This is a genomic window from Elongatibacter sediminis, from assembly GCF_037892215.1.
Classification (GTDB): domain Bacteria; phylum Pseudomonadota; class Gammaproteobacteria; order Xanthomonadales; family SZUA-36; genus Elongatibacter; species Elongatibacter sediminis.
The window spans coordinates 154,229-178,467 of sequence record NZ_JAZHOG010000010.1 but is presented as its reverse complement, the minus strand read 5'-3'; the positions used below and the strand labels follow the sequence as shown (position 1 = coordinate 178,467).

Sequence of the window (24,239 nt, the reverse complement as noted above, 5' to 3'; positions counted from 1 at the left end):
AGGTCATGAGCAGAAAGTGGATATCGCATCCCCGCGTCGAGGGCGAGGCCTCGCGGCAGGCGCATTGCGACCTGCCGGAAGGCAGCTACGAGCGCGAACTGGGGCGCGAGGGTTTCTTCGGGCCGGCGACCCACATGTACCACCGCCACCCCCCGACGGGCTGGGCCCGCATCGAGGGTGACGTTAAACCGCGAGCTTTCGACACCAACCACTTCGAAGACTTCGGGCCGTCGCCATGGGATGCGCGCGCGTTGTTGCATAACGCGCACGTGAAACTGCGCATCTGGGAGATGCGCCGGTCGATGGACCACCTGGTGCGCAACGCCGATGGTGACGAGTTGCTGTTCATCCACAGTGGCAGCGGCCGCCTGTTTTGCGACTACGGTCACCTGGCCGTTCGCGACGGCGATTACGTGGTGCTGCCCCGCGGTACGATGTGGCGACTTGAGAGCGATGAGCCGATGCGCCTGCTGCTGATCGAAGCCACCAACGGTGCGTACATGCTGCCGGAGAAGGGGCTGGTCGGCCCGAATGCCATCTTCGACGAAGCCGTGCTCGACGCGCCGGCCATCGATGACGTCTTTCTGGCACAGCAGGGTGAGGACGAATGGGAAGTGCGCGTGCGCCGGCGCGGCGACGACACCCGCATCGTGTTTCCGCACAATCCGCTGGATGCGATCGGCTGGAAGGGCGACCTGTGTCCGGTGCGGGTCAACTGGCGTGACATTCGCCCCTTGATGAGCCACCGCTATCATCTGCCCCCGTCGGCCCACACCACGTTCGTGGCCAACCGGTTTGTGGTCTGCACCTTCGTGCCGCGGCCGTTCGAATCCGATCCGGGTGCGTTGAAGGTGCCGTTTTTCCACAGCAACGACGACTACGACGAGGTCATTTTCTACCACCGGGGTGAGTTCTTCAGCCGTGACAACATCCATCCGGGAATGATCACTCATCATCCGGTCGGCTTCGCGCACGGCCCGCACCCCAAAGCCCTGGAAAATGCCCTGACGCCCCGCAACGATGCGACCGACGAGGTGGCGGTGATGCTCGACGCGCGAGACGGGCTGGACATCGATGAAGCCGCCCGTTCGATCGAGTGGGGCGATTACGTCCGGTCCTGGCAAACCTGAATTCAAGCATGCCCTGTCCGGCAGGGCTCAAGGAGTAACGAGTGAAACTGGCATCTCTCAAAGCCGGCGGTCGCGATGGCACCCTGGTGGTCGTCAATCGCGCTCTGTCGCACTACGTCATCGCCGCGGATATCGCGCCCACGCTGCAACAGGCGCTGGACAACTGGTCGGCGGCCGCGCCGCGCCTGAACGCGCGCTACGAAGAACTCAACGCGGGGACGGCTGAAGGCGCAGAGCCCCTTGTCGTCGAATCGCTGGCGGCGCCACTGCCGCGCGCTTTCGAATTTCTGGATGGCAGCGCCTATCTGCCCCACGTCGAGCGGGTACGGCGGGCGCGCGGCGCCGAGGTGCCGGAGTCGTTTTATGAAGATCCGCTGATGTACCAGGCGGTTTCGGCCGGTTTTCTGGGTCCGCGTGATCCCGTTGTGGTCACCAGCGAGGAGTACGGAATCGACCTGGAGGCCGAAGTGATCGTCGTGACCGACGACGTGCCGATGGCCGTGGGCGCCGACGCCGCCCTGGATCACATCCAGTTGCTCGGCCTGGTCAACGACGTCAGCCTGCGCAACCTGATCCCCGCCGAACTGGCGAAAGGCTTCGGCTTCGTGCAGTCCAAGCCGCGATCCGCGCTGTCCCCGGTGCTGGTGACGCCCGATGAGTTGGGGGATGCCTGGCAAGCGGGCAAGGTGCACCTGCCGCTGCGTTCGCACATCAACGGGGAATGGTTCGGGGAACCGCAGGCCGGCGAGGACATGCAGTTCCATTTCGGGCAATTGGTCGCCCACGCGGCCAAAACCCGGCCGCTGGCGGCAGGCACTGTAGTCGGTTCCGGCACGGTGGCGAACCAGGACGAGAGCCGCGGCGCGTCGTGTCTCGCCGAACGCCGGGTGCTTGAAATCATCGCCGACGGAGCGCCGCGCACGCCCTTCCTGAGCTTTGGTGATTCGGTGAAGATCGAGATGCTCGACGCGGACGGCGTCAGCATTTTTGGCACCATCGAGCAGGAGATCGTCGCTGCCGGGACTTAAATCCCGGCCCGCTATGGGTCATAATCGCAGCCTTGCTCATTCCGCGTGCCAGGTCCATCCGATATGCGTTTACTGTTCCTGATCGCTCTCACCTCGCTGCTCACGTCCTGCGCCAGCGTCAAACCGCAGCCTGAAGCATTCACTTCGGCCGAGCAGGCCATTGCCGCCGCCGTGCGCGCGGGGGCGGAGCAGCACTCGCCCGTGGAATTGCGTTTTGCGCGTGAAAAACTGGCCGAGGCCCGTAAAGGCATGGAGTACAAGCAGTTCGACAAGGCGCTGTACCTGATCGAGCATTCGGAAATCAATTCCGAACTCGCCATCGAGAAATCACGAACGGCTGAGGTGCGGGCCCGTCTGGGTGAGCAGGCGCGGGAAAATGAAATTTTGCGCGAGGATTTCGAACGCACGTTCGGGGAGTCGTTCGAATGACGCGCGGTGCGGTACTGACCGCCGTCCTGATGGCCGTGACGCTCGCGGCCTGCACCAGCGCGCCCAAGAAGGACCTCGCGCTGGAACAGGTGCGTAACCAGCTCGAAGAGCTGAAGTCGAATTCGGATCTGTCGGGGTACGCACCGCTGTCGCTGGGCGAGGCGGAACGGGCCCTGCGCGCCGCGGAAGCCGCGACGGGTAACGCCACCTACCGTAACCATTTGCTGTACATGGCGGACCGTCGCATTCAGATCGCGCGAACCGTCGCTCAGCGTCAACAACTCGAGAACGAGTTGCAGGCGCTGGAGGACGAGCGTAATCGCATGCTGGTTCGGGCGAGTCAGTTGGAGGCCGAAAATGCCCGCATGGAAGCCGAGCGTGCCCGGCTGATTTCGCAGGCGACCGCCGAGGACGCCGAGCGTGCCCGGCAACTGGCCCAGGAAGCCCGTCAGCGTGAAGCCGTATCCGCGCGGACTGCCGAACAGGCACGAGAGGAAGCCGAACAGGCCAAGGCGCTGGCCGAGACCAGCGCGCGTGCCGCGGACCTGGCGCGTCAGGAAGCCGAACTGGCCTCCGAGCAGGCGCAGTCTCTGCGCCGCCAGCTCGAAAACCTGCAGTTGCGTCAGACCGAGAGTGGTGTTGTCGTGACCCTGGGCGATGTTCTGTTCGAAACCGCCCAGGCCGAACTCAAGGAAGAGGCCATGGCCAGCCTGGTCGAAGTCGTGGACCTGCTGCAGAGTGAGCCCGACAAGAAAATCCGCATCGAGGGGCATACCGATTCCGTGGGGAGCGCGGAAGGAAACCTCCAGCTTTCGCAACGTCGTGCCGACTCGGTGCTCGATACGCTGGTTTCGCTGGGCGTGGACCGCGGCCGGGTGACCACCGCTGGCATGGGCGAAGATTTCCCGATCGCCTCCAACGACACCGAGGAAGGGCGCAGCCGCAACCGGCGGGTCGACGTCATCCTGCTCGACGACTGACGTCACCCTTTTTACCAACCCCGAACCCAGAACCGCGAATCGTTTTTCGTTCATTGGGACGCCGTGTCCGGACCGGTTGCCGACCGTGGAATTTTGCGCTAGTGTGAAAGCGTAATTATGGTTTTTCCTTTCAAAAACGAAGTTCGCGGATAATGGCATTGCCGGTGAATATACTCGGCATGCCTGCAACAGAACTTCGACCTGCTCCACCTAAACATTTCGCATCTACCGCCCCGCTCGACGGGTATGCGGGCGTTTGCCCGTGTCCGGCCGGCGTGTCGACGATGCATGAATATGGAGGATTGCGATGTTCGAACACCGCCAGCACGAGATGGAACGACTCATGAAGGAAGACGAAGACTTTCTTCGCATCTTCAATCGCCATCAGGAACTCGACAAGCGGGTGACCGCGGCTGAAACAGGCACGGCTCCGATGGAAGATCTGGCTTTGACCCAGCTCAAGAAGGAAAAACTCTGGGCCAAGGACCAGCTGGCTCGAATGATGGATTCGCAAAGTGCCTGAATGAGGCCTTGCTGGGTCCTGCTCGCGGCCGGGTCATTGACCCGGCCGCTTTTTTTCCCGTCTAATGCCCCCACCTGAATCCTGTCGGCTGGCCCGCGCGGCCGGCGCCCGCGGCTATCGTGGCCGCTCCGGACCGGAGTACATCCCAGCATGGAAGTTTTCGCCAACGTACTGGACCTGATCGGAAACACCCCCGTGGTGCGAATCAATCACCTGGATACCGGGCCGTGCGAGCTGTTCATCAAGCTCGAAAGCCAGAATCCCGGCGCATCCATCAAGGACCGAATCGGCCTGAAAATGATCGAAGACGCCGAGCAGGCCGGTCTGATCCGGCCCGGCGCGACCCTGGTGGAGGGCACTGCGGGCAACACCGGCCTGGGCCTGGCGCTGGTGGCGCAACAGAAAGGCTATCGCCTGATCCTGGTGATCCCGGACAAGATGAGCCGGGAAAAAATCTCCAATCTCAAGGCCATGGGAGCCGAAGTCGTGCTGACCCGCTCCGACGTGGCCAAGGGGCATCCGGAGTACTACCAGGATATGGCCAGGCGGCTGGCCGATGAAATCGAGGGCGCTTTCTTCGTCAACCAGTTCGGCAATCCCTCCAATCCGAAGGCGCATGAGGAAGTGACCGGTCCGGAAATCTGGCGGCAGATGGATGAAAAGCTCGACGCGGTCGTTCTCGGGGTCGGTTCCAGCGGGACCGTCACCGGACTGTCGCGCTATTTCGCCCGCGAGGCGCCGGAGCTGGAGCTGGTGGTCGCCGACCCGGAAGGGTCCATCCTGGCCGAGTACATTAACGAAGGCACCCTGTCCGCCAAGAGCGGCAGCTGGATGGTGGAGGGTATCGGCGAGGATTTTCTGCCGCTGATCAGCGACTTCACGCGGGTGTCCCGCGCCTACTCCATCCCCGACAGGGAAAGCATGCTGACCGGGCGGGAACTGCTCAATCGCGAGGGGATACTGGGCGGATCATCCACCGGAACCCTGGTGGCTGCGGCCCTCAGGTACTGCCGCGACCAGACGGAGCCCAAACGGGTGCTCACCTTCTGCTGCGATACGGGCAATCGTTACCTGTCCAAAATGTACAACGATTTCTGGATGCGCGATCAGGGATTCATCGAGAGCGCCAGGCACGGCGACCTGCGTGATCTGATCGCGCGCCCGTACGGTGAGCACGAAACCGTCACGGTGGGGCCGGACGAACCGTTGGCCAACGCCTATGGCCGCATGAAACTCTACGATGTGTCGCAGCTCCCGGTGATCGAAGACGGGCAGCTGGTCGGTATTGTCGACGAGTCCGATCTATTGGTGGCGGTCGCTGAAGACAGCGCGGCATTTGGCGCGCCGGTCGCTTCGGCCATGGTCACCGAGTTGACCGAGGTCGACGTCGGCGCCCCGGTCAGTGAATTGATGCCCATCTTCAACAATGACTTTGTCGCCATTGTGAAAGATGGCGAACGCTTCCTGGGTCTGATCACGCGTGTTGACCTTCTCAACTACCTGCGCCGCCGAGCCGAGCACCACTGACCTTTTCCGCCGCCGTACATTCCGATCACGATACGCGGCTTGCTTCCACACCCGCCGAGCACAAACATGAACGACAAGAAACGAGACTACCGACTGGCCACGCGCGCCATCCACGCCGGTCAGCAGCCGGACCCGTCCACCGGCGCCATCATGACGCCGATTTACGCGACGTCGACCTACGTGCAGCGCAGCCCCGGCGACCACCAGGGCTGGGAGTATTCGCGCAGCCACAATCCGACCCGGGATGCCTACGAGAAATGTATCGCCGACCTCGAGGGCGGCGCCCGGGGTTTCGCGTTCGCTTCGGGCATGGCGGCCACGTCGACGGTCCTGGAGCTGCTCGATTCCGGCGATCACGTGGTGGCCGGCGACGACCTGTACGGCGGAAGTTACCGCCTGTTCGACCGGGTTCGGGCGCGTTCGGCGGGATTGCGTTTCAGCTTCGCTGCCCTGGAGAAGCCCGGTGCCCTGGAGGCGGCCATGCGTCCGGAAACGCGCATGGTCTGGGTCGAGACCCCAACCAACCCGATGCTCCGCGTGGTGGATCTGGCCGAGGCTGCCGAAGTGGCGCATGCACACGGCGCGGTGCTGGTGGTGGACAACACCTTCGCGACGCCGATGGCGCAGCGGCCGCTGGAACTGGGCGCGGACATTGTCGTGCATTCCGCGACCAAATATCTCAACGGCCACTCCGACATGGTGGGTGGCATCGCGGTGGTTGCCGAGGACGGCGACCTGGCGGACCGGTTATGGTTTCTGCTCAATTCGGTGGGCGGCATTCAGGGCCCGTTCGACAGCTTCCTCGCGCTGCGCGGCCTCAAAACCCTGGCGCTTCGCATGGACGCGCACGCCCGTAACGCGCTCGAAATCGCCCGCTGGCTGCAAGATCATCCGCAGGTCGAGCAGGTGCTTTACCCTGGACTGGAAACGCATCCTCAGCATGAACTGGCGATGCGCCAGATGAACGGGCGGGGCGGCGGCATCATCAGCATCGTCGTCAAGGGCGGGCTGGAAGCCGCGCGCGGCATGCTGGAGCGCTGCGAACTGTTTTCGCTGGCCGAAAGCCTCGGAGGCGTCGAAAGCCTGATCAATCATCCCGCCATCATGACCCACGCGTCGGTGCCGCCCGATCGCCGCGAGCGCCTGGGGATCAGCGACAGTCTGGTGCGGCTCTCGGTGGGGGTCGAGGATGTCGGCGACCTGATCGCGGAGCTCGATCAGGCCCTGAACGGAGGCTGACGCGCTTGCGTCCCTGAACCCGTCCCGGGCCGGTCAGGACTTCAGTTCCGGCCGGTCGCGGTAGAGGTCCAGGGCTTCGGGATTGGCCAGGGCGTCCACGTTGGTGACCGGGCGTCCGTGAATCACGTTACGCACCGCCAGTTCGACGATCTTGCCACTGATGGTGCGCGGAATGTCCGCCACCTGGATGATCCGGGCCGGCACGTGCCGCGGCGTCGTATTGCGCCTGATCAGTTTGCGGATTTCTTCCTCGAGGGCCTCATCGAGGGTCACGCCGTCACGCAGGCGCACGAACAACACCACGCGCACGTCATCATCCCAGTCCTGACCCACGCACAGGCTTTCCATCACGGCATCCAGCTTTTCCACCTGGCGATAGATTTCCGCCGTGCCGATGCGCACACCACCCGGGTTGAGGGTGGCGTCGGAGCGGCCATAGATGATGAAGCCCCCGTGCTCGGTGCGGCAGGCAAAGTCGCCATGCGACCAGATGCCCTCGAAGCGCTCGAAATAGGCCGCCCGATAGCGGCTGCCGTCGGCATCGTTCCAGAAGCCGACCGGCATGGACGGAAACGGTTGGCTGCAGCAAAGTTCGCCGGTTTCCGCCGTTTCGGCCACGCTGCCGTCGTCGCGCCGAATCTCCACCGCCATGCCCAGGCCCGGGCACTGCAGTTCGCCACGGTGCACCGGGATGATGGGGCAACCGAGCGCGAAGCACGACACGATGTCGGTTCCGCCCGAGATCGATGACAGGCAAAGGTTCGGTTTGATTTCCCGGTAAACCCAGTCGAAGCTTTCCGGCGCCAGTGGCGACCCGGTGGAAAGCAGGGTGACCAGCGAGTTGAGTTTGTGTGATTTGCGCGGTTCGATGCCGGCTTTTTCCCAGGCCGAAATGGCCTTGGCGCCCACGCCCAGCACGCTCACCTCGAGTTCATCGACGAGATCGAACAGGGCCGACGGTCCGGGATGGAAGGGAGAGCCGTCGAACAGCACCACGCCCGCGCCGGTCGCCAGTGCGCTGACCAGCCAGTTCCACATCATCCAGCCGCAGGTCGTGAAGTAGCAGATGCGATCCGACGGCCGCAGGTTGGTGTGCAGCACCAGTTCCTTGAGATGTTGCAGGAGGGTGCCGCCGGCGCCGTGGACGATGCACTTGGGCGAGCCGGTCGTGCCGGACGAATAGAGGATGTACAGCGGATGATCGAAGGGCAGGCGCTCGAACCGGACCTCGACGGCATCGTCCACCTGAAAGTCCGCCAGCCACTGGGCGTCGCGAATGCCCGTGAGATCGGCCGAGTCATCGACATACGGAACGACGACGACCCGCTCGATGGAAGGCACCCGGTCGACGATGCCGCTCACGTTCGCGAGGCAGTCGTGCTTCTTGCCGTTGTAGGTATAGGATGCGGCGCAGAACAGAACTCTGGGCTCGATCTGCCCGAAGCGGTCCACCACGCCAGAAACTCCGAAATCCGGTGAGCACGAGGACCAGATTGCACCGATGCTGGTGGTGGCCAGCATGGCGATTACGGTCTCCGGCAGGTTGGGCAGATAACCGGCGACGCGGTCGCCGGCCGTAACCCCGGCATCGCGCAGGCCCTGGGCCGTGCGGGCGACTTCGCGGTACAACTCGTCGCGGCTCAGACTGCGGCTTCCCCCGGTTTCCGGCCGGAAAATCAGGGCCGGCTCCGCGCCGCGGTGGCGCAGCAGGTTCTCGGCGAAATTCAGCCGTGCCTCCGGAAACCAGCGGGCTCCCGGCATCCGGTCGCCGTCGCTCAGGACGGTTCCGCCGGGCGAGCCCACCACTCCGCAGAAATCCCACACCGCGCGCCAGAACGCGCGCGGATGATCGACCGAGTACCGGTAAAGCTCCCAGTAGCCGTTCAGGCCCGGATCCAGCTCGGTGCGCGCGACATCGAGAAAGCGCTTGATGTTCGCGGTCTGGCGACGTGCCGGACCCGGCGACCAGATCGGTTCGCTCATGAATCAGGCCCTAGCCCAACTGTTCCTCGATTTCGGGAATGACAGTGAACAGGTCACCCACCAGCCCGATGTCGGCGACTTCGAAAATCGGTGCCTCGGCGTCCTTGTTCACAGCGACGATGGTGCCGGCGTCCTTGATGCCCGTGATGTGCTGGATCGCGCCGGAAATGCCAAACGCCCAGTACAGGTCGGGGGCGATGATTTTGCCGGTCTGTCCCACCTGCATGTCGTTCGGCACATAGCCGGCGTCGACAGCGGCACGGGATGCACCCACCGCGGCGCCAAGCTTGTCGGCGAACTGGTAGATGACCTCGAACTTCTCGGCGCTGCCGAGTGCGCGGCCACCGGATACCACCATTGGCGCGCTCTGCAGATCGGGGCGTTCACCGTCGCCGCCGGACTGGAGGCCGACCCAGCGGGTGTGGCCGGCACCGCCTGTCGAGGCCTCGCGCGACTCGACGTCGGCCGATCCGCCGGCCTCGGCCTGGGACCAACTGGCGGTGCGAACCGTCATCACCACTTTGGTGCCTTCCGGCGCACGTACCTCGATGATGGCGTTGCCGGCATAGATCGGGCGCTTGAAGGAACCGTCGTCCTGAACTTCCATGACATCGCTGAACTGGTTGACGCCCAGCAGGGCGGCCACGCGGGGCATCAGGTCTTTGCCGAAAGTCGTCGACGGACCGAGCAGGTGGGTGTAATCATCGGCCAGCGCCGCGACTTCCGGGGCCCAGTTGGCGGCCAGCGGGTGTTCCAGTTGAGCCGCGCTGACGCTTACGACCCGGTTGACGCCATTCAGCTTCGCGGCTTCCGCGGCCACGGCGTCGATTCCCTGGCCCAGCACGGCAATGTCGATGTCGCCGCCGATGGCCTGCGCACACGAAACGCACTTGGCCGTGGAGATATTCAGTGCCGAACCGTCGTGTTCGGCAACGATCAGAATCTTGCTCATAACAGCCCCCGGTTCTTCAGTTCTTTGACCAGCGCTTCCGCGCTGTCGACCATGATGCCTTTCTGACGTTGCGGCGGTGGTGAATGGCTGCCGATCTGCAGGTCCGGGCCGGTTTCGACGCCGAGTTCGCCGAACTCCACGGTGTCCAGCGGTTTGCGCTTGGCCTTCATGATGTCGGGCAGCTTGACGAAACGTGGCTCGTTCAGCCGCAGGTCGGTCGTAATTACGGCGGGCAGGTCGACTTCAATGGTTTCCAGGCCGGCATCGACTTCGCGGGTGACCGTGGCCTTGTCGCCGTCCAGTACCACTTTGGATGCGAACGTGGCTTGCGGCCGATCCCACAATGCGGCCAGCATCTGGCCGGTCTGGTTGTTGTCGTCGTCGATGGCCTGTTTGCCGAGGATCACCAGTCCCGGTTCCTCCCGCTCGACGATTTTCAACAGGGCGCGGGCGGCGGCCAGCGGCTGGATCGGCCCGTCGGTGCGAATCTGGATCGCGCGATCGGCGCCCATGGCGAGACCGGTACGCAGCTGCTGCTGGCATTCGTCGCCGCCGGCCGAGACCACCACGACTTCCTCGGCGTTACCGGCTTCCTTGATGCGCAGGGCTTCTTCCAGCGCAATTTCATCGAACGGGTTGACGCTCATTTTGACGCCGTCGGTATCGACGCCGCTGCCGTCCGGCAGTACGCGAACGCGGACGTTGTAGTCGACCACGCGCTTGATGCCCACAAGTATCTTCATCGGATTTCCTGGTGCTGGCTGGTTGGGTGTATGGGTTTGGGTGTCAGGGTTCGCGGACGCCGTTGCTCAGAGGTTCTGGTAATTGGGTCCGGCGCCGCCTTCAGGCGTGACCCAGTTGATGATCTGGTACGGGTCCTTGATGTCGCAGGTCTTGCAGTGGACGCAGTTGGCGGAATTGATCTGCAACCGCTGTTTGCCTCCTTCTTCAACCATTTCGTAGACCGCCGCGGGACAGAACCGGGTGCACGGATTGCCGTACTCCTCGGTGCAGCGGGTGGTGCACACGTCCGGTTCGAGGATTTGCAGGTGGACCGGCTGATCCTCGTCGTGCTCGGTCGCGGCGAAATAAACCGATGCCAGCCGGTCCCGGGGCGGTAGTTCACGCTCGCGCCAGGCCCGGTCGGGCGCCGTGTAGCGGTCCTCGAAGTGCAACGCGGAATGATCCGCGTGCAGGGGCAGGGTGCGCGGCAGCTTGCCCAGGGTCACGGTCTCGATGGCCGAGGTGAGGAAGCCGCGCCAGAAGCCCTTGTAGAAGGCCGGCCGAATGTTCCGCACCTTGTGCAATTCGCTGACGATTTCCGAACCACGCAGGCGGGCGTCGTAGCCTTCGGGGCTGCCGGATTCGGCCAGATGTTCCGCCGCCAGCATGCCGGAGCGGATGGCCTGGTGGGTGCCCTTGACCTTGGGCACGTTCAGCAGTCCGGCGGAATCGCCGATCAGCAGGGCGCCCGGCATCTCGGTGCGCGGCAGTGCCTGGTAGCCGCCCTCGGTGAGGGCGCGTGCGCCGGACGAAAGAATCTCGCCACCTTCCAGCAGGTCGCGCACCATCGGGTGGTGCTTGAGTTGCTGGAAGGCCTCGAACGGCACGAAATCGGGATCGCCGTAGTCCAGCCCCACCACGTAGCCCAGGGCGACCCGGTCCTTGTCCAGGTGGTAAATGAAGCTGCCGCCATAAATGGCAGGGTCGAGCGGCCAGCCGGCGGTGTGCTGCACCAGGCCCGGTTTCGACTTGCCCGGCGCCACCCGCCAGAGTTCCTTCATGCCAATGCCATAGGTCTGGGGCTGCGCTTGTGCATCCAGCTCGAAGCGGCGAATGAGTTGCTTGGACAGGTGTCCTCGGCAGCCTTCCCCCAGCACGGTGACCGGAGCATGGATTTCGATGCCCTGGACGAAAGTGTCCTTGGGCTGACCCTCGCGATCGACTCCCATGTCGCCGATGATCACGCCGCCGACGGCGCCGGCCTCGTTGATCACCACGTCGGAAGCGGCGTAGCCGGGAAACACGTCCACGCCCAGGGCTTCGGCCCTGGGGGCCAGCCAGGCGCACAGGGCGCCCAGTGAGACGATGAAGTTGCCGTGATTGCGCTGCTGCGGCGGGGTCGGAAGCCGGTAGCGCTTGTCGGCCGTCAGATACCACAACTCGTCGTTTTCGACCGGCACACAAATGGGTGGCGGATCGTCGCGCCAATCCGGAATCAGCCGGTCCAGCGGCTCGGGTTCGATGACGGCGCCCGACAGGATGTGCGCGCCGACTTCGGCGCCCTTTTCGATCACGGCGACCGCCAGGTCGGGCTTGAGTTGCTTCAGCCGGATCGCGCACGCCAGGCCGGAGGGGCCGGCGCCGACGACGATCACGTCGTATTCCATGATCTCGCGTTCGGGCATATCGGATTCAGGCATTTTACGGGACTTCCGGTCGGTTCCTGGAGTGTGTGCCAAACCCCGCATTATACCCATTCATGGGGGGGCTGCCTCAAGCAAACGGCCCCGGTTCACTGTTTGGTGGTCAGCTCCAGCAGCGTTTCCAGGATCAGGCCGAGCGATTCCAGAAACTGGCGGTAGCGGACCTCGTCCTGATCGTCGAAGGGCAGGCCGTCGCGCCGGTTCAGCAACTGGGCGACGGCGAACACTTCTCCATCCCGGTTGGTCACGGGCAGGCACAGGATCGAGCGGGTGCGATAGCCAAGCTGGCGGTCGACGTCGGGGTTGAAGCGCGGATCGGTGTAGGCGTCGTCGATTCGTTCGGCTTCGCCGCTGGCCGCTACCGCGCCGGCAATGCCGGATCCCACCGGAATCCTGACTTCTTCGTCGGGCAAATTTTCGGTGATCCGCAGCCACAGGGTGTCGTCGGACCGGTCGACCAGGAACAGCGAGGAGCGGTCGGCGTTCAGCAACTGGCCGAGCTTGCGTGTAAAGGCGAACAGACCCTGCTCGAGCAGGCTCTGAAACGCCCGGTCGTTGGACAGCGCGGTGGCTTCGAGAAAGCGTTGCGATTCGTCGGTGATGTCGCCGAGCAGTGCCGCGAAACCGTCCTCGTCCAGGCCGTCGACCACCTGGCCGATGGGCTGCTTGCTGCGGTTGGTCACCAATTGGCCCATCATCAGGCGGTTATTGGCGATGACCGCGTCGGTGAAGGTGGACAGGCGCCCGTCTTCCAGGTGCACGATGCGGTCGGCGATATCCAGAATCCGGTTGTCGTGGGTGACCAGCAGTATCGTGGTGCCGTGCTCGCGCGCGAGGAATTTCATCCGCTCGACGATTTCGCGGCCGGCCTGCTTGTCCAGCGAGGCGGTCGGCTCGTCGGCCAGCAGAATGCCCGGCTCGGACACCAGTGCGCGGGCGATAGCGACCCGCTGTCTCTGGCCACCGGACAACTGCCCGGGTTTGTGGTCCATGCGGTCTTCGAGTCCGACGGCGGCCAGCATGTCGCGGGCGCGTCTGCGGATCGGCACGCGACTGGCGGATTTCTGCTGGCGCAGTCCCAACTCGACATTCTGCAGCGCGGTCAGGGCGCCGAGCAGGTTGTGCTGCTGGAAAATGAAACCGATTTGCCGCCGCACCTTCTCCAGGGTCGACTTGCGGGCACCGCGCAGTTCCTCGCCGAGGACCTGCACGCTGCCATCCTGGGCCGACCGCAGTGCGCCGACCAGGGTGAGCAGGGTGGTTTTGCCGGAGCCCGACGGGCCGGTGACGATCACGATGTCGCCTTTGGGAATCTCGGTGGAAACGTTGAACAGGATCTGCTTGCGCAGGTTGCCCTTGCCGTAGCTGTGGTTCAGTTCCTTGACCCGTATGGGCGCCGCGCCATTCACTGCGTTCGTCCCTCCCGTTTCTCGATGCGGGGCAGTATGGCCCCGGCCGGTGAGGGCGCGCAAGCCGTGCCGCGAGCCGCGCGGGAGCCGCATGTTTGCGTCCAGGGTTTATAATGGGGACCCAATGGAATTCCGGGCAGGAATTCCGCGTGACAGCTGCTGTCACGGGAGTCAGGGGGTAGCAGGGATGTAGCACCATGCAATTCGATACCAGCAAGCAGTCCGTGGATTTCAGTGATCGTCGTCTCAGTGTGGCGCCCATGATGGATTGGACGGATCGGCATTGCCGGTATTTCCACCGTCTGCTGGCGCCCTCCGCCGTGCTGTATACGGAGATGGTGACCACCGGCGCCGTACTGCACGGAGACCAGGAGCACCTGCTCGGTTTCAACGACGAAGAACACCCCCTGTCACTGCAACTGGGTGGCAGCGAGCCGGATGAGCTGGCGACCTCGGCCCGCATTGCCGAAACCCGCGGCTTCGACGAAGTCAATCTGAACATCGGCTGTCCGTCCGACCGGGTGCAGCGCGGACGGTTCGGGGCCTGCCTGATGCTCGAACCGGTCCGGGTCCGCGAATGCGCGGCCGCGATGCGCGCGGCGGTTGGAATTCCCGTCACGGTGAAGTGCCGGCTCGGCGTCGATGACTGTGACAGCTACAACTACTTCAGTGATTTCATTCACGAGGTGGCCGGCTCCGGCGTGGACGTGTTCGCGGTGCACGCACGCAAGGCCTGGCTGTCCGGCTTGAGTCCGAAGGAAAACCGGGAAATTCCGGAACTGCGTTACGACTGGGTGTACCGGCTCAAACGGGAAAACCCGAAATTGACCATACTGCTCAATGGCGGAGTGACGGGTGCCGAAGACATGCGCACTCACCTGGCACACGTCGACGGCGTGATGCTGGGGCGTGCCGCCTACCACGATCCCTGGTCGCTGACGCGCTGCCAGCGACTGCTGACCCCCGACCAGGCGCTGCCGGATCGCGATGCCGTGATCGATGCGATGACCCGTTACCTGGATCGGCAGGTTCTTTCCGGGGTGCCGGTCAAGTGTGTGAGCCGGCATCTGCTGGGACTGTTTCACGGTCAGCCCGGTGCTCGCGCATGGCGGCGCTACATCGCGGAACACGCCCACCTTCCGGAAGCGGACAGCAAACTGCTGGAGCGCGCGCGCGATGCGATGGACGGGGTCGGAGTGCCCGATCGGGACGCCGCCTGATGATCACCCGGGATCCCGCTGATTTTGCCGCCTTCATCGAAAGCGGGCGGCTCGTTCCCAATGGCCCGCAGGCCCCGCGGGGGGTGTTCATGGTGGAGCCGGTGAATTTCCGCGTCAGCGCCGAATCCGCTCAGGACAATGCCTACATGGCAACCGGCCGGGAGACCGATCCCGATCGCGCGCTCGAGCAGTACATCAAGCTGGTGTCGCTCATCCGGGACATCGGCGTGCCGGTGAAATCCTTTCCGGGCGATCCGCGCACGCCGGACGACGTTTTCCCGAACAATGTTTTCGGTACGGTGCCGGGGCGCCTGGTCGTTGGCAGCATGCTGCATGAAAACCGCCGGCTCGAGGCCGGCCGCCAGGACATCCGCTCCTGGTTCGAGAGCCGTGGTTACGCAATCCTCGATCTATCACAGAAAGAATGCATTGCCGAACTGACCGGCGTGCTGGTCATCGACCGGCCGCGTCACATCGGCTACTGCGGCATGACCGCGCGGGTGGACGATGCCGGGGTCAGGGCCATGCACGAAGCCTTTGGTTTGCACTGCACGTTTCAGTTCGACCTGGCGGCCGGTGAATACCACACCAACGTGATCCTGTCCGTTCTGGCCGGCCGCGCCTGCGTGATGCACACGCACTCGATTGCCGATTCCCATGTCGCGCGCGCCATCGCGGACGCCTACGGAGGGCGCGCCATCTTCCTCGACGAGGCCGAGAAAGCCGCATTCGCGGGCAACTGCATCGCCCTGACCCATAACGACCTGTTCATGAGCCAGGGAGCGGCGGACACCCTGCGCCGCTCCAACCGGGCCCTGCTGGAGACCTGGGGATTTCGCATCCGCGCCACACCGCTGGATGAAATCGAGAAAGCCGGCGGCAGCCTGCGTTGCATGGTGGGCGAAATCTACTGAGTGCAGTTCAGCAGCCATTCAGCCACATACCTTAGAATGTGCGACATTGAATCGGAGTTCGGACGGTGAACGGACTGAGGCGTCAAACCTGCGTGTTTCTGCTGGCGGTCATGCTGCCGCTGGCGGCGTTCGGCCAGAGCCTGGAGCAGGCGGCCCAGGACGCCGCGCGCCGCTACGACGCCAAGGTGCTGTCGGCGCACACCGAGCAGCGGGGCGCACGCAAAGTTCACGTGATCAAACTGCTGACTCGCAAAGGCGTGGTCAAGGTGGTTCGGGTTACGGTTCGGCAGAACAAGGGCCGTTGAGATGCGCGTACTGATCGTCGAAGACGACCCCGCCCTGCGCGAAACACTGAGCGAGTTGATGCGCGAAGCGGGTTACGCCGTCGATGTTTCCGCCGACGGCCGTGAAGGCCTGTTTTTCGGCGAGGAGTATCCGGTCGATCTCGCCATCATTGATCTCGGCCTGCCCGAATTGCCCGGGCTCGACGTGATCCGGCGCCTGCGCGAAGCCGGGCGGGATTTCCCGATTCTCGTGCTCACCGCACGGGGGGACTGGCAGGACAAGGTCAAGGGGCTGGAATCCGGGGCCGACGATTACGTCACCAAGCCGTTCCACAACGAAGAATTGATGGCGCGCGTCAACGCGCTGCTGCGGCGGGCGGGCGGCCATGCGCGACCCGAAGTCCGCTTCGGTCCCGTCACCGTCGATCTCACCGCCCAGCGAGTTCTGCTGGACGATGCGGAAGTCGATTTGACGACGTATGAGTACAAGGTCCTGCAGTATCTCGTGATGCATCCCGGCGCCGTGGTGACCAAGTCGGAACTCGCTGAACACATTTACGACGAGGATGCCGATCGCGACAGCAATGTGATCGAGGTCTTTATCGGGAGACTGCGCCGCAAACTCGATCCCGAAGGCACGTTGCAACCCATCGAAACGCTGCGTGGCCGCGGTTATCGGCTGGCGCTGCAGCCGGGTGGCGGTGACTGACGCGCCGCCCCGCAAGGCGCAATCTGCCCGATTCCCGGTGGGAGCCGTGTCTCTGCGGGTCCGATTCGCGCTGGTCGCCAGCCTCGTGCTGGTGCTGGCGCTCAGCCTGGTGGGGGTCGCGCTGGACACCGCCAACCAGCGCAGCGCCGTGACCGGGCTGCGCGATCGCATGGAATCCTACGTTTACCAGGTGCTGGCCGCCATCGACGTCAGCGAGTCCGGGAGCGTCATCGCCGGCGGGGACCTGGGAGACCCGCGACTGAATCAGCCCGGGTCCGGGGTTTACGTCCATGTGCACGGTGTGGACGATCACTGGAGCTCGCCTTCCAGCCTGGGGCTGCGGGTTCCGGAACTGCAGTCGATGGCGCCCGGTGAATCGGTCTTCCGGATACCCTCGCAAAATCGGCCCTATTTCGCTTTTCAATACGGAGTGGGCTGGCAGCTCGAGTCCGAAGAAGTCCGCCGCTTTACCGTCTCGGTGCTCATCGATCCCGGTGAACTGGAGCGCCAGACCGCCGCCTTCCGGCGCGGACTGTGGCGCACCCTGGCGCTGGCCGGTGTGATTCTGCTGCTCGCCCAGGTCGCCACCATCTACCTGGCGTTTCGGCCCCTGCAGGCGGTGGCCCGCGACGTGGCCCGGGTGGAGTCGGGCGACGCGCCTGCCCTGGACGGCGCCTACCCGGCCGAGTTGGAGCCGCTGGCCCGTAACGTCAATCGGCTGCTGGCCACGGAGAAAGCCAATCAGGAGCGTTATCGGAATGCACTCGATTCTCTGGCCCACAGTCTGAAGACACCGCTGGCGGTTCTGCGGGCGGGTCTGGAAACCCGCGAACAGGCAGCCGCTGCGCCGCTGCGCAAGGCCGTCGAGGAAATGAACCGGCTGGTGACCACCCGCCTGCAGCGCGCGGCGGTTTCGGCGCGGCGAACCATGGGCCGTCCCGAACCGGTGGAGCCGGTCGTCCGCCGGATCATCGCCAGCCTGGAGAAAGTCCATTCCCGGAAAATGATACAGGCCGAGGTGATTATCGACGCTGACGCGATGTTCTGCGGCGAGGAGCGCGACCTGATGGAACTGATGGGCAATCTGCTCGACAACGCATTCAAATATGGTGCCCGGCGGGTACGGCTCACCGCGCGTTCGATTCCGTGCGAGGGTGGACGGCCGGGCCTGGCTGTTCGCGTGGAGGACGATGGACCCGGTATCGATCCGGTGCAGTGGCCCCTCTTGCTCGAACGCGGCGTGCGTGGCGACGAGCGGGTCGACGGACACGGCCTGGGCCTGGCCATTGTCCTCGAGTTGGTGACGGCTTATGGTGGCTCGGTGGACATCGGGCACAGCGAACTCGGCGGAGCGAAAATCTCGGTCGACCTGCCCGGCACCTGAACCGATTCCGGAAACCGTATGAACAACGACATCGGCGCGCTGCTCGACATCATGCAACGCCTGCGCGATCCCGAAAAAGGTTGCTCCTGGGACCGCGAGCAGACCTTCGAAACCATTGCCCCGTACACGGTCGAGGAGGCTTACGAAGTGGCCGACGCCATCGAGCGTCGCGATCTGGACGGCCTGCGCGACGAACTGGGTGATCTGCTTCTGCAGGTCGTGTTCCACAGCCAGATGGCGAGCGAGCAAAATGCTTTTTCCTGGAGTGACGTCGTGTCCGCGATCTGCGACAAGATGGTGCGGCGCCATCCGCATGTGTTCGGCAATGAGGCCGCGGGTGACCGCGACGACATGCGCGACGCCTGGGAGCACGCCAAGGAGCGTGAACGCTCGGACCGGGGCGCGACCAGCCTGATGGACGAGATTCCGCGTGGCATGGCCGAATTGCAGCGTGCGATGAAACTTCAGAAGCGCGCGGCCCGTGCCGGATTCGACTGGCCCTCGGCCGAACCGGTTCTGGACAAGCTCGATGAAGAGACCGCCGAGGTGCGCGAAGCCATGGCCGGCGGCGATGCCGACCGGGTCGAGGATGAAGTCGGTGACCTGTTTTTCGTGGTGGTGAACCTGGCCCGTAAGTTGTCGGTCGATCCGGGCAGTGCGCTGCGCCGCGCCAACGCCAAGTTCGAAAAGCGATTCCGCCAGGTGGAAATCCTGGCCGGCGGACGTGCCGCGCTCGATGAGATGGATCTCGGGCAGATGGAAGACCTGTGGGTGCGCGCGAAGAAAAACGAAGGGGTGAGTAATCATGAATGACTGGCTGATGGCGCAGGGCGTGGCCTCGCCCCTGGCCGGTCTGTGGGTGGGGTTGCTGGCCGGGCTGCTGCTCGCGGTGCTGATCGGATGGCTGCTGTCACGTCGCGCGGCCCGTGCCGAACGGGCTCACTGGGAGCCGGAACTGGCCCGCCGTGATGAAAAGTCCGAGGAATTGCGCGAGGCCCTGGCGCGGGCGGAGCAGCAGTGCGCGGTTCTGCAGTCGCGGGGCGAGGATCGCGAGGCGCATTTTCGCGAACAATTGCAGCAACTCGAAGCCGCTGAAAAACGGCTGGCCGAACATTTCGACCGCCTGGCCCGGCAGATATTCGAGGAGCGCTCCGAAAAGCTGTCCGATCTCAACCGCAAACAACTCGACACCCTGCTCACGCCGCTGGCGGAAAAGCTCACCGAATTCCGCAATACGGTGAACGAAACCCACAAGCAGGAAGTTGCCCAACACCAGGTGCTGCAGGTCAAGCTCAAGGAACTCGAACAGCTCAATGTGCGCCTGCACGACGACGCCACCAACCTGACCCGGGCCCTGACTTCCAGCGTCAAGGCCCAGGGTAATTGGGGTGAGCAGCAACTCGAACGCTTGCTGAACCTGGCCGGACTCGAAAAGGGCCGCGAGTATTCAACCCAGGTGTCGGTCACCACTGAAACCGGTCAGCGGATTCAGCCCGACCTGGTGCTGCACCTGCCCGAGGGCCGGTCCATCATCATGGACTCCAAAGTGTCTCTCAACGCCTGGACCCGGTACCAGGCGGAGACGGAGGAGCCGCTGCGGGTTGGGCACCTGGCGGACCACGTCCGGTCCGTGCGTGAGCACATCAAGTCCCTGGGCGAGAAACGCTATGCCGAGATTGCGGAGCTTCAGGCCCTGGATTTCGTGCTGATGTTCGTGCCCATCGAGGCGGCCCTGATCGAAGCCTTGCAGCAGGATGCCGAACTGCCCGCATTCGCGCTCGAGCGCAAGGTCGCCCTGGTGTCGCCGACCAATCTGTTGGCGACCCTGCGAACGGTCGCGTCCGTCTGGTCGATCCATAAACAGAACACCAACGCCCTGGAAATCGCCAGCCGGGCCGGGTTGCTGTACGACAAGTTCGCCGGATTCGTCGACAACCTGGGTGCCGTGGGCGAACGGCTGCGGCAGGCGCAGAAATCCTACGACGACGCTTTCGGTCAACTGTCTACCGGCGCAGGCAACCTGTTGCGACAGGCTGAATTGCTCAGCCAGTTGGGCGCACGCCATACCAAGCAGCTCGACAGCCGCCTGCTGGAGCGGGCCAGGGAGTCGGACGGACAGGCGAATCCCGGGTTGACCGATGCCGGTCCATCCACCGGATCGGAAGACTGAAGCGCCCGAGTCGGCCACCGGCCGGTGGTAGGTCGCCTGCCTCATGAATGGTTTATTTCATTGACAATTCTTTACTGAATCGGGACAATATCGACACTGGATCGGAAATGAGCGCAAGCAGCCTGTGAGCTGCAATAAAGTGACATTCCGGCCAGAAAAAGCAGGTGAGGGCGTTAACGTTGAGCCGCTTGCCTGTTTTTTTTTGGAGAGATGACTGAACCAGCCAGGAATTCGTCGGACAAAGATGAATCTGCTGGAACAAATAATTATGGAGATACCCATGACGACCAAACGCGCCATTCTTGCACTACTGGCGGCTCTTCTGATTCCCGGCATGGCCTGGGCCCAGGAAGGCACGCGCACGACCTTTTACGTGAACAAGGATTTCACCGACAACAATCCCGGTGAAGTTGCGGTCACGATCACCTGTAACACCGGCCTGCCACTCGAGCAGACCAAAATGATCAAGGAAAGCCCGGAGCACGTGGAATTCGTCGTTGTCGACTTCGATGACGGAGAACTGGACTGCTCGGTGGTTGAGGGCAGCCTGTCCGGCTACGCCGCGACCTACGATGCCTCCGGCAGCGACAGCTCATACGTTGACGACGTGCTCGAAAATCCCGGTTGCCACTTCGACGACATCGCGGATGCCGACGAGAACTTCTGCGTCGTGACCAACGAGCCGGAGCCGGTCACCATCACGGTCACCAAGGAATGGATCTACGCCAACAACAACGGCAACGAGATCAGCGATTCCTTCAACCTGGATCTCGACTGCGATGAGAACATCGAAATCATTGGTTCCGATGACTGGGACAGCAATGGTAACGGATCCCACGATTTCTCGGTTCGTCCGACCTGGGAAGGCGGTACCTGCGATATCGACGAAGGCGTCTACGACAGCGCCATCGAGTCCGATGATTCCGGCTGTCAGAACCTGACCGTTGGCATCGGCCAGGGCGACTCGTGCACGGTCACCAACACCGTGTTCTACGAAGGCATCCCGACCCTGAGCCACTACGGCCTGGCCATCATGGCCCTGCTGATGGCGGGTGTTGGATTTGTAGGATTCCGTCGCTTTGTCTGATCCATGAATCGCGCCTGCCATCGGCGGGCGCATTCGTGATCCGAAAAACCCCGCGGTCTCGACCGCGGGTTTTTTTTGTGGCTGAAAATTTGTGTTCGATGATTGATGATTGAAATTGACATAAATTGACGGTGTGCGCATAATATGGCTAATCGGGGGCTTGTGTCCGGATTGCGTCAGAATGCGCGGCGCGTGGGGCCAGACAAACCGAGAACCGGGTTGGCGGACAAGGCAATGCAGATAGCCTGGCTGCCCAACATTTATTTTGAACTGGGTACACACCTGTTGCGGCTGACCACCCTGTCACGGTTGAGTCTGGTCGAGGGATTGGAGAAATACATCATGTTGAAACGCGCATCTATCGTACTGCTCGCTCTTCTCTTGTTGCCGGGACTGGCGCTGGCGCAGTCTCAGACCCGCGCGACGTTCTTTGTGGGCAAACTGTTTACCGATGGCAATCCCGGTGAAGTGGACGTGACCCTGAGTTGCAATACCGGTTTGCCCCTCAACCAGACGAAATCCATCGCGCCGCTGATCAGCGCCTCGGACTACGTTGACTTCGTGGTCACCGATTTTGACGAGGGCGAAATGGACTGCGACGTGACCGAAAGCGCTCCGGCGGGCTACACGCCGCTGTACTTCTTCGGCCGCACCACCGAAGAACTGCCGTTGTCACTCGCCGACGCCCAGGCAGGCGAAGGTCAGCAGGGCTTTGGCCTCAGCGACGAGGGTTGCTTCTTCGAGGACGTGCCCAACGAAGAAAATGCAGAAGGCGATCTGTTCTGCCTCGTCATCAACTACCCGGATCCGGTCGAAGTCAGCATCACAAAGGACTGGGTCATCGAAGGCGAACACCTCAATGGCGTCAGCACCGACTACAGAGTCTCACTGGTTTGCGACGGCCCGATCGTTTCCGCCAATAACGGGGGTCACATCAAAAACATCGCAGACCCGCTGGCGACCGTGGGTGCAGGCCTTGTTTTCTGGAATTGGAACGGATCGGCCGATGAGACCTTCATCGCCGAAGTACGTCCGGACTCCTTCGGTAGCAACAACTGCCAGGTGTTTGAAACCGTTTTCGACAGCGCCGTTGAAGTGGACAACAACTGCGGAAGCATCGATATCGACGTGGGCAACGACGTGAGCTGCACCATCGTCAACACGGTGTTCTTCGAAGGCATTCCGACCCTGAGTCAGTACGGCTTGGCCATCCTGGTTCTGCTGATGGCTGGCGTCGGCTTTGTCGGCTTCCGCCGGTTTGCCTGATCACTGATGCCCGAGTCCGCGTGAGCGGGCCGGCATGAAGTCAGGAAAAATCCCCGTGGCTGCGTGCCGCGGGGATTTTTTTTTGACAGTGCAATAAACTTGCCTACCATGCGAGCCTATCCACGATTCCTGCGCCTGACGGCGGCTGTTCTCCTGTTGCTGCTGTACGCCATCCCGGTCGATCTGGTCGCGCAGTCAGGCACACCGTCGGGCGAGACCGCCGAAATACTCGTGTACAAGAAGTGGATTGGTGCCAGCGGAAACGAGGAGGCCGTGGAGGCGCACCTGCTCTGCGAGAACGACGTTCGGTTGCCACCTCTCCGGGTGCACCGCGACCGGCCGGAAGCCTGGCTGCTTTCCTCCGTCCCCGACGAGGGCATCCTGTGCTCGGTGCTCGAAGTTGAGCGCGACACCTTCGTGGCTGATATGGAGGATTGCCGGGACCTGCTGGTCGTGCCCGGGCGTGGCGCCGAATGCACCCTGGTCAACACCAAGGTCGTCAAACGCATCGATATGTTGAACCGTTACGGTCTGGTCATGATGATCGCCGTCATGTTGGGCGCCGGTCTGGCGGCGGTCCATCGACACACGCGCCTGTGATCCGGGCTGCCGAAGGGTTGACGTAAATTGACATACCTTGACGGAGTGTGTATAGTGACACCATAACACAGGGCGTAAGAACCAACAGACCGGCGGAATGCCGGTCTGTTTTGGTTTTCAGGGGTGGAAAATTCGTCCGCAATCAATGTTTTCGGGCGATGCACACCCGGTCATGGCCCGCCAGATCCTTCACGCACTGAATCTCCCGGTAGTGGTGCTGATCCAATAGCGCCTGCAACGCCTCCGCCTGATCGAAACCGTGTTCCAGCAGCAACCAGCCGCCGGCCTGCAATCGTGCGCCGGCCGTCGCGGTGATTTCCACGAACGCTTCCATCCCGCTCTGGCCGGGCGTCAGTGCCATTTCCGGCTCGAATCGGCAGTCGCCGGTGCTCAGATGCGCATCGTCCCGGGCGACATAGGGTGGATTGCTGACGATGAGATCGAAGGATCCGTTCAGCGGCTCCGCCCAGTTTCCGGCATGAAAGCAGACGCGGTCGAGTCCGTGACGCCGGGCGTTGCGTTGGGCCAGGGCCAGTGCCGCCTTGCTGCAATCCGTGGCATGTACCTCGCAGGCCGGCCGTTCCCGGGCGATGGCCAGTGCGATGGCACCGCTGCCGGTACCCAGGTCCGCCACCCGGCGGGACGAGGCGGCCGGTAGACGTTCCAACGCGCATTCCACCAGCAGTTCGGTTTCCGGACGTGGAATCAACACGTCGGGGGTAACCTCGAGGTCCAGGGTCCAGAACGGCCGCCGGCCGATCAGGTAGGCAATGGGTTCTCCCTGTTGGCGCCGCCGCACCAGTTCCAGGAAGCGACTGCGACGCCTGGCCGGAACATCCAGGCCTGGATTGGCGTACAGGAATGAACGCTTGACCTCCAGCGCATGGCCCAGCAGCAATTCCGCATCGATGCCTGCACTGTCCGAGGCGGCGAGTTTGCCACGTGCCAGATCCAGCAGGTCGCGAATGGTCATCGGTTT

General features: G+C 63.3%; 23 protein-coding genes. 17 read left to right on the top strand and 6 right to left on the bottom strand.

Going from position 1 to position 24,239, the window contains the following annotated elements; translation table 11 throughout:
- Positions 1–5 precede the first annotated feature (5 nt).
- The 7 genes from V3330_RS15160 to V3330_RS15130 all read left to right on the top strand — a co-directional run bounded on the left by V3330_RS15160 (position 6) and on the right by V3330_RS15130 (position 6,856).
- A complete protein-coding gene (locus V3330_RS15160) occupies positions 6–1,130 on the top strand; it encodes a homogentisate 1,2-dioxygenase (protein WP_354696284.1) in 1,125 nt (374 codons plus the stop codon).
- A 41-nt stretch (positions 1,131–1,171) separates the two neighbouring features.
- Positions 1,172–2,158 carry a fumarylacetoacetate hydrolase family protein gene (locus V3330_RS15155; protein ID WP_354696283.1) on the top strand — a complete coding sequence of 329 codons (987 nt, stop codon included), beginning with the start codon at positions 1,172–1,174 and terminating at the stop codon, positions 2,156–2,158.
- Between the two features lie 63 nt (positions 2,159–2,221).
- Entirely contained in the window at positions 2,222–2,587 is a 366-nt protein-coding gene (locus V3330_RS15150) for a DUF4398 domain-containing protein (protein WP_354696282.1), read from the top strand.
- Entirely contained in the window at positions 2,584–3,567 is a 984-nt protein-coding gene (locus V3330_RS15145; protein ID WP_354696281.1) for an OmpA family protein, read from the top strand. Before V3330_RS15150 ends, V3330_RS15145 begins: the two co-directional genes overlap by 4 nt.
- 307 nt (positions 3,568–3,874) lie before the next feature.
- Positions 3,875–4,090 (top strand): HP1242/YdcH family protein, encoded by a 216-nt coding sequence (locus tag V3330_RS15140; protein WP_354696280.1) that lies wholly within the window; start codon positions 3,875–3,877, stop codon positions 4,088–4,090.
- Between the two features lie 150 nt (positions 4,091–4,240).
- Complete coding sequence (locus V3330_RS15135; protein ID WP_354696279.1) at positions 4,241–5,617, top strand: pyridoxal-phosphate dependent enzyme; 1,377 nt, start codon at positions 4,241–4,243, stop codon at positions 5,615–5,617.
- Between the two features lie 66 nt (positions 5,618–5,683).
- Entirely contained in the window at positions 5,684–6,856 is a 1,173-nt protein-coding gene (locus tag V3330_RS15130) for a trans-sulfuration enzyme family protein (RefSeq protein ID WP_354696278.1), read from the top strand.
- Between the two features lie 33 nt (positions 6,857–6,889).
- Here V3330_RS15130 and V3330_RS15125 read toward each other — a convergent pair whose 3' ends face one another.
- The 5 genes from V3330_RS15125 to V3330_RS15105 all read right to left on the bottom strand — a co-directional run bounded on the left by V3330_RS15125 (position 6,890) and on the right by V3330_RS15105 (position 13,626).
- On the bottom strand, positions 6,890–8,839 hold the full coding sequence (locus V3330_RS15125; protein WP_354696277.1) for an acetoacetate--CoA ligase: 1,950 nt from the start codon (positions 8,837–8,839) through the stop codon (positions 6,890–6,892).
- 10 nt (positions 8,840–8,849) lie between these two features.
- A complete protein-coding gene (locus V3330_RS15120; protein WP_354696276.1) occupies positions 8,850–9,791 on the bottom strand; it encodes an electron transfer flavoprotein subunit alpha/FixB family protein in 942 nt (313 codons plus the stop codon).
- On the bottom strand, positions 9,788–10,534 hold the full coding sequence (locus V3330_RS15115) for an electron transfer flavoprotein subunit beta/FixA family protein (RefSeq protein WP_354696275.1): 747 nt from the start codon (positions 10,532–10,534) through the stop codon (positions 9,788–9,790). Before V3330_RS15115 ends, V3330_RS15120 begins: the two co-directional genes overlap by 4 nt.
- A 66-nt stretch (positions 10,535–10,600) precedes the next feature.
- Complete coding sequence (locus tag V3330_RS15110; protein WP_354696274.1) at positions 10,601–12,214, bottom strand: electron transfer flavoprotein-ubiquinone oxidoreductase; 1,614 nt, start codon at positions 12,212–12,214, stop codon at positions 10,601–10,603.
- A 92-nt stretch (positions 12,215–12,306) separates the two neighbouring features.
- On the bottom strand, positions 12,307–13,626 hold the full coding sequence (locus V3330_RS15105; RefSeq protein WP_354696273.1) for an ATP-binding cassette domain-containing protein: 1,320 nt from the start codon (positions 13,624–13,626) through the stop codon (positions 12,307–12,309).
- A gap of 197 nt (positions 13,627–13,823) precedes the next feature.
- Between V3330_RS15105 and dusA the strand changes: the two genes are divergently transcribed.
- The 10 genes from dusA (at position 13,824) to V3330_RS15055 (ending at position 23,260) form a co-directional block, all read left to right on the top strand.
- The gene (dusA, locus tag V3330_RS15100) at positions 13,824–14,846 is read left to right on the top strand and encodes a tRNA dihydrouridine(20/20a) synthase DusA (RefSeq protein WP_354696272.1); all 1,023 of its coding nucleotides are present in this window, start codon (positions 13,824–13,826) and stop codon (positions 14,844–14,846) included.
- Positions 14,846–15,760, top strand: coding sequence for an arginine deiminase-related protein (locus tag V3330_RS15095; protein WP_354696271.1), 915 nt, complete (start codon positions 14,846–14,848; stop codon positions 15,758–15,760). The genes dusA and V3330_RS15095 overlap by 1 nt, the downstream gene beginning before the upstream one ends.
- Before the next feature lie 65 nt (positions 15,761–15,825).
- The gene (locus tag V3330_RS15090; protein WP_354696270.1) at positions 15,826–16,065 is read left to right on the top strand and encodes a hypothetical protein; all 240 of its coding nucleotides are present in this window, start codon (positions 15,826–15,828) and stop codon (positions 16,063–16,065) included.
- A gap of 1 nt (position 16,066) precedes the next feature.
- Complete coding sequence (locus tag V3330_RS15085) at positions 16,067–16,753, top strand: response regulator transcription factor (protein WP_354696269.1); 687 nt, start codon at positions 16,067–16,069, stop codon at positions 16,751–16,753.
- A gap of 46 nt (positions 16,754–16,799) precedes the next feature.
- Positions 16,800–18,137 carry an ATP-binding protein gene (locus tag V3330_RS15080; RefSeq protein ID WP_354696268.1) on the top strand — a complete coding sequence of 446 codons (1,338 nt, stop codon included), beginning with the start codon at positions 16,800–16,802 and terminating at the stop codon, positions 18,135–18,137.
- 18 nt (positions 18,138–18,155) lie between these two features.
- Complete coding sequence (gene mazG, locus V3330_RS15075; protein ID WP_354696267.1) at positions 18,156–18,950, top strand: nucleoside triphosphate pyrophosphohydrolase; 795 nt, start codon at positions 18,156–18,158, stop codon at positions 18,948–18,950.
- Positions 18,943–20,307 carry a DNA recombination protein RmuC gene (locus V3330_RS15070; RefSeq protein ID WP_354696266.1) on the top strand — a complete coding sequence of 455 codons (1,365 nt, stop codon included), beginning with the start codon at positions 18,943–18,945 and terminating at the stop codon, positions 20,305–20,307. Before mazG ends, V3330_RS15070 begins: the two co-directional genes overlap by 8 nt.
- Positions 20,308–20,587: 280 nt before the next feature.
- Entirely contained in the window at positions 20,588–21,394 is an 807-nt protein-coding gene (locus tag V3330_RS15065; RefSeq protein WP_354696265.1) for an IPTL-CTERM sorting domain-containing protein, read from the top strand.
- A gap of 234 nt (positions 21,395–21,628) precedes the next feature.
- Complete coding sequence (locus V3330_RS15060; RefSeq protein WP_354696264.1) at positions 21,629–22,660, top strand: IPTL-CTERM sorting domain-containing protein; 1,032 nt, start codon at positions 21,629–21,631, stop codon at positions 22,658–22,660.
- A 108-nt stretch (positions 22,661–22,768) separates the two neighbouring features.
- Entirely contained in the window at positions 22,769–23,260 is a 492-nt protein-coding gene (locus V3330_RS15055) for a hypothetical protein (RefSeq protein WP_354696263.1), read from the top strand.
- A gap of 142 nt (positions 23,261–23,402) precedes the next feature.
- Here V3330_RS15055 and prmC read toward each other — a convergent pair whose 3' ends face one another.
- Positions 23,403–24,233, bottom strand: a complete 831-nt coding sequence (prmC, locus tag V3330_RS15050) for a peptide chain release factor N(5)-glutamine methyltransferase (protein WP_354696262.1) — start codon at positions 24,231–24,233, stop codon at positions 23,403–23,405.
- Between the last annotated feature and the right edge of the window lie 6 nt (positions 24,234–24,239).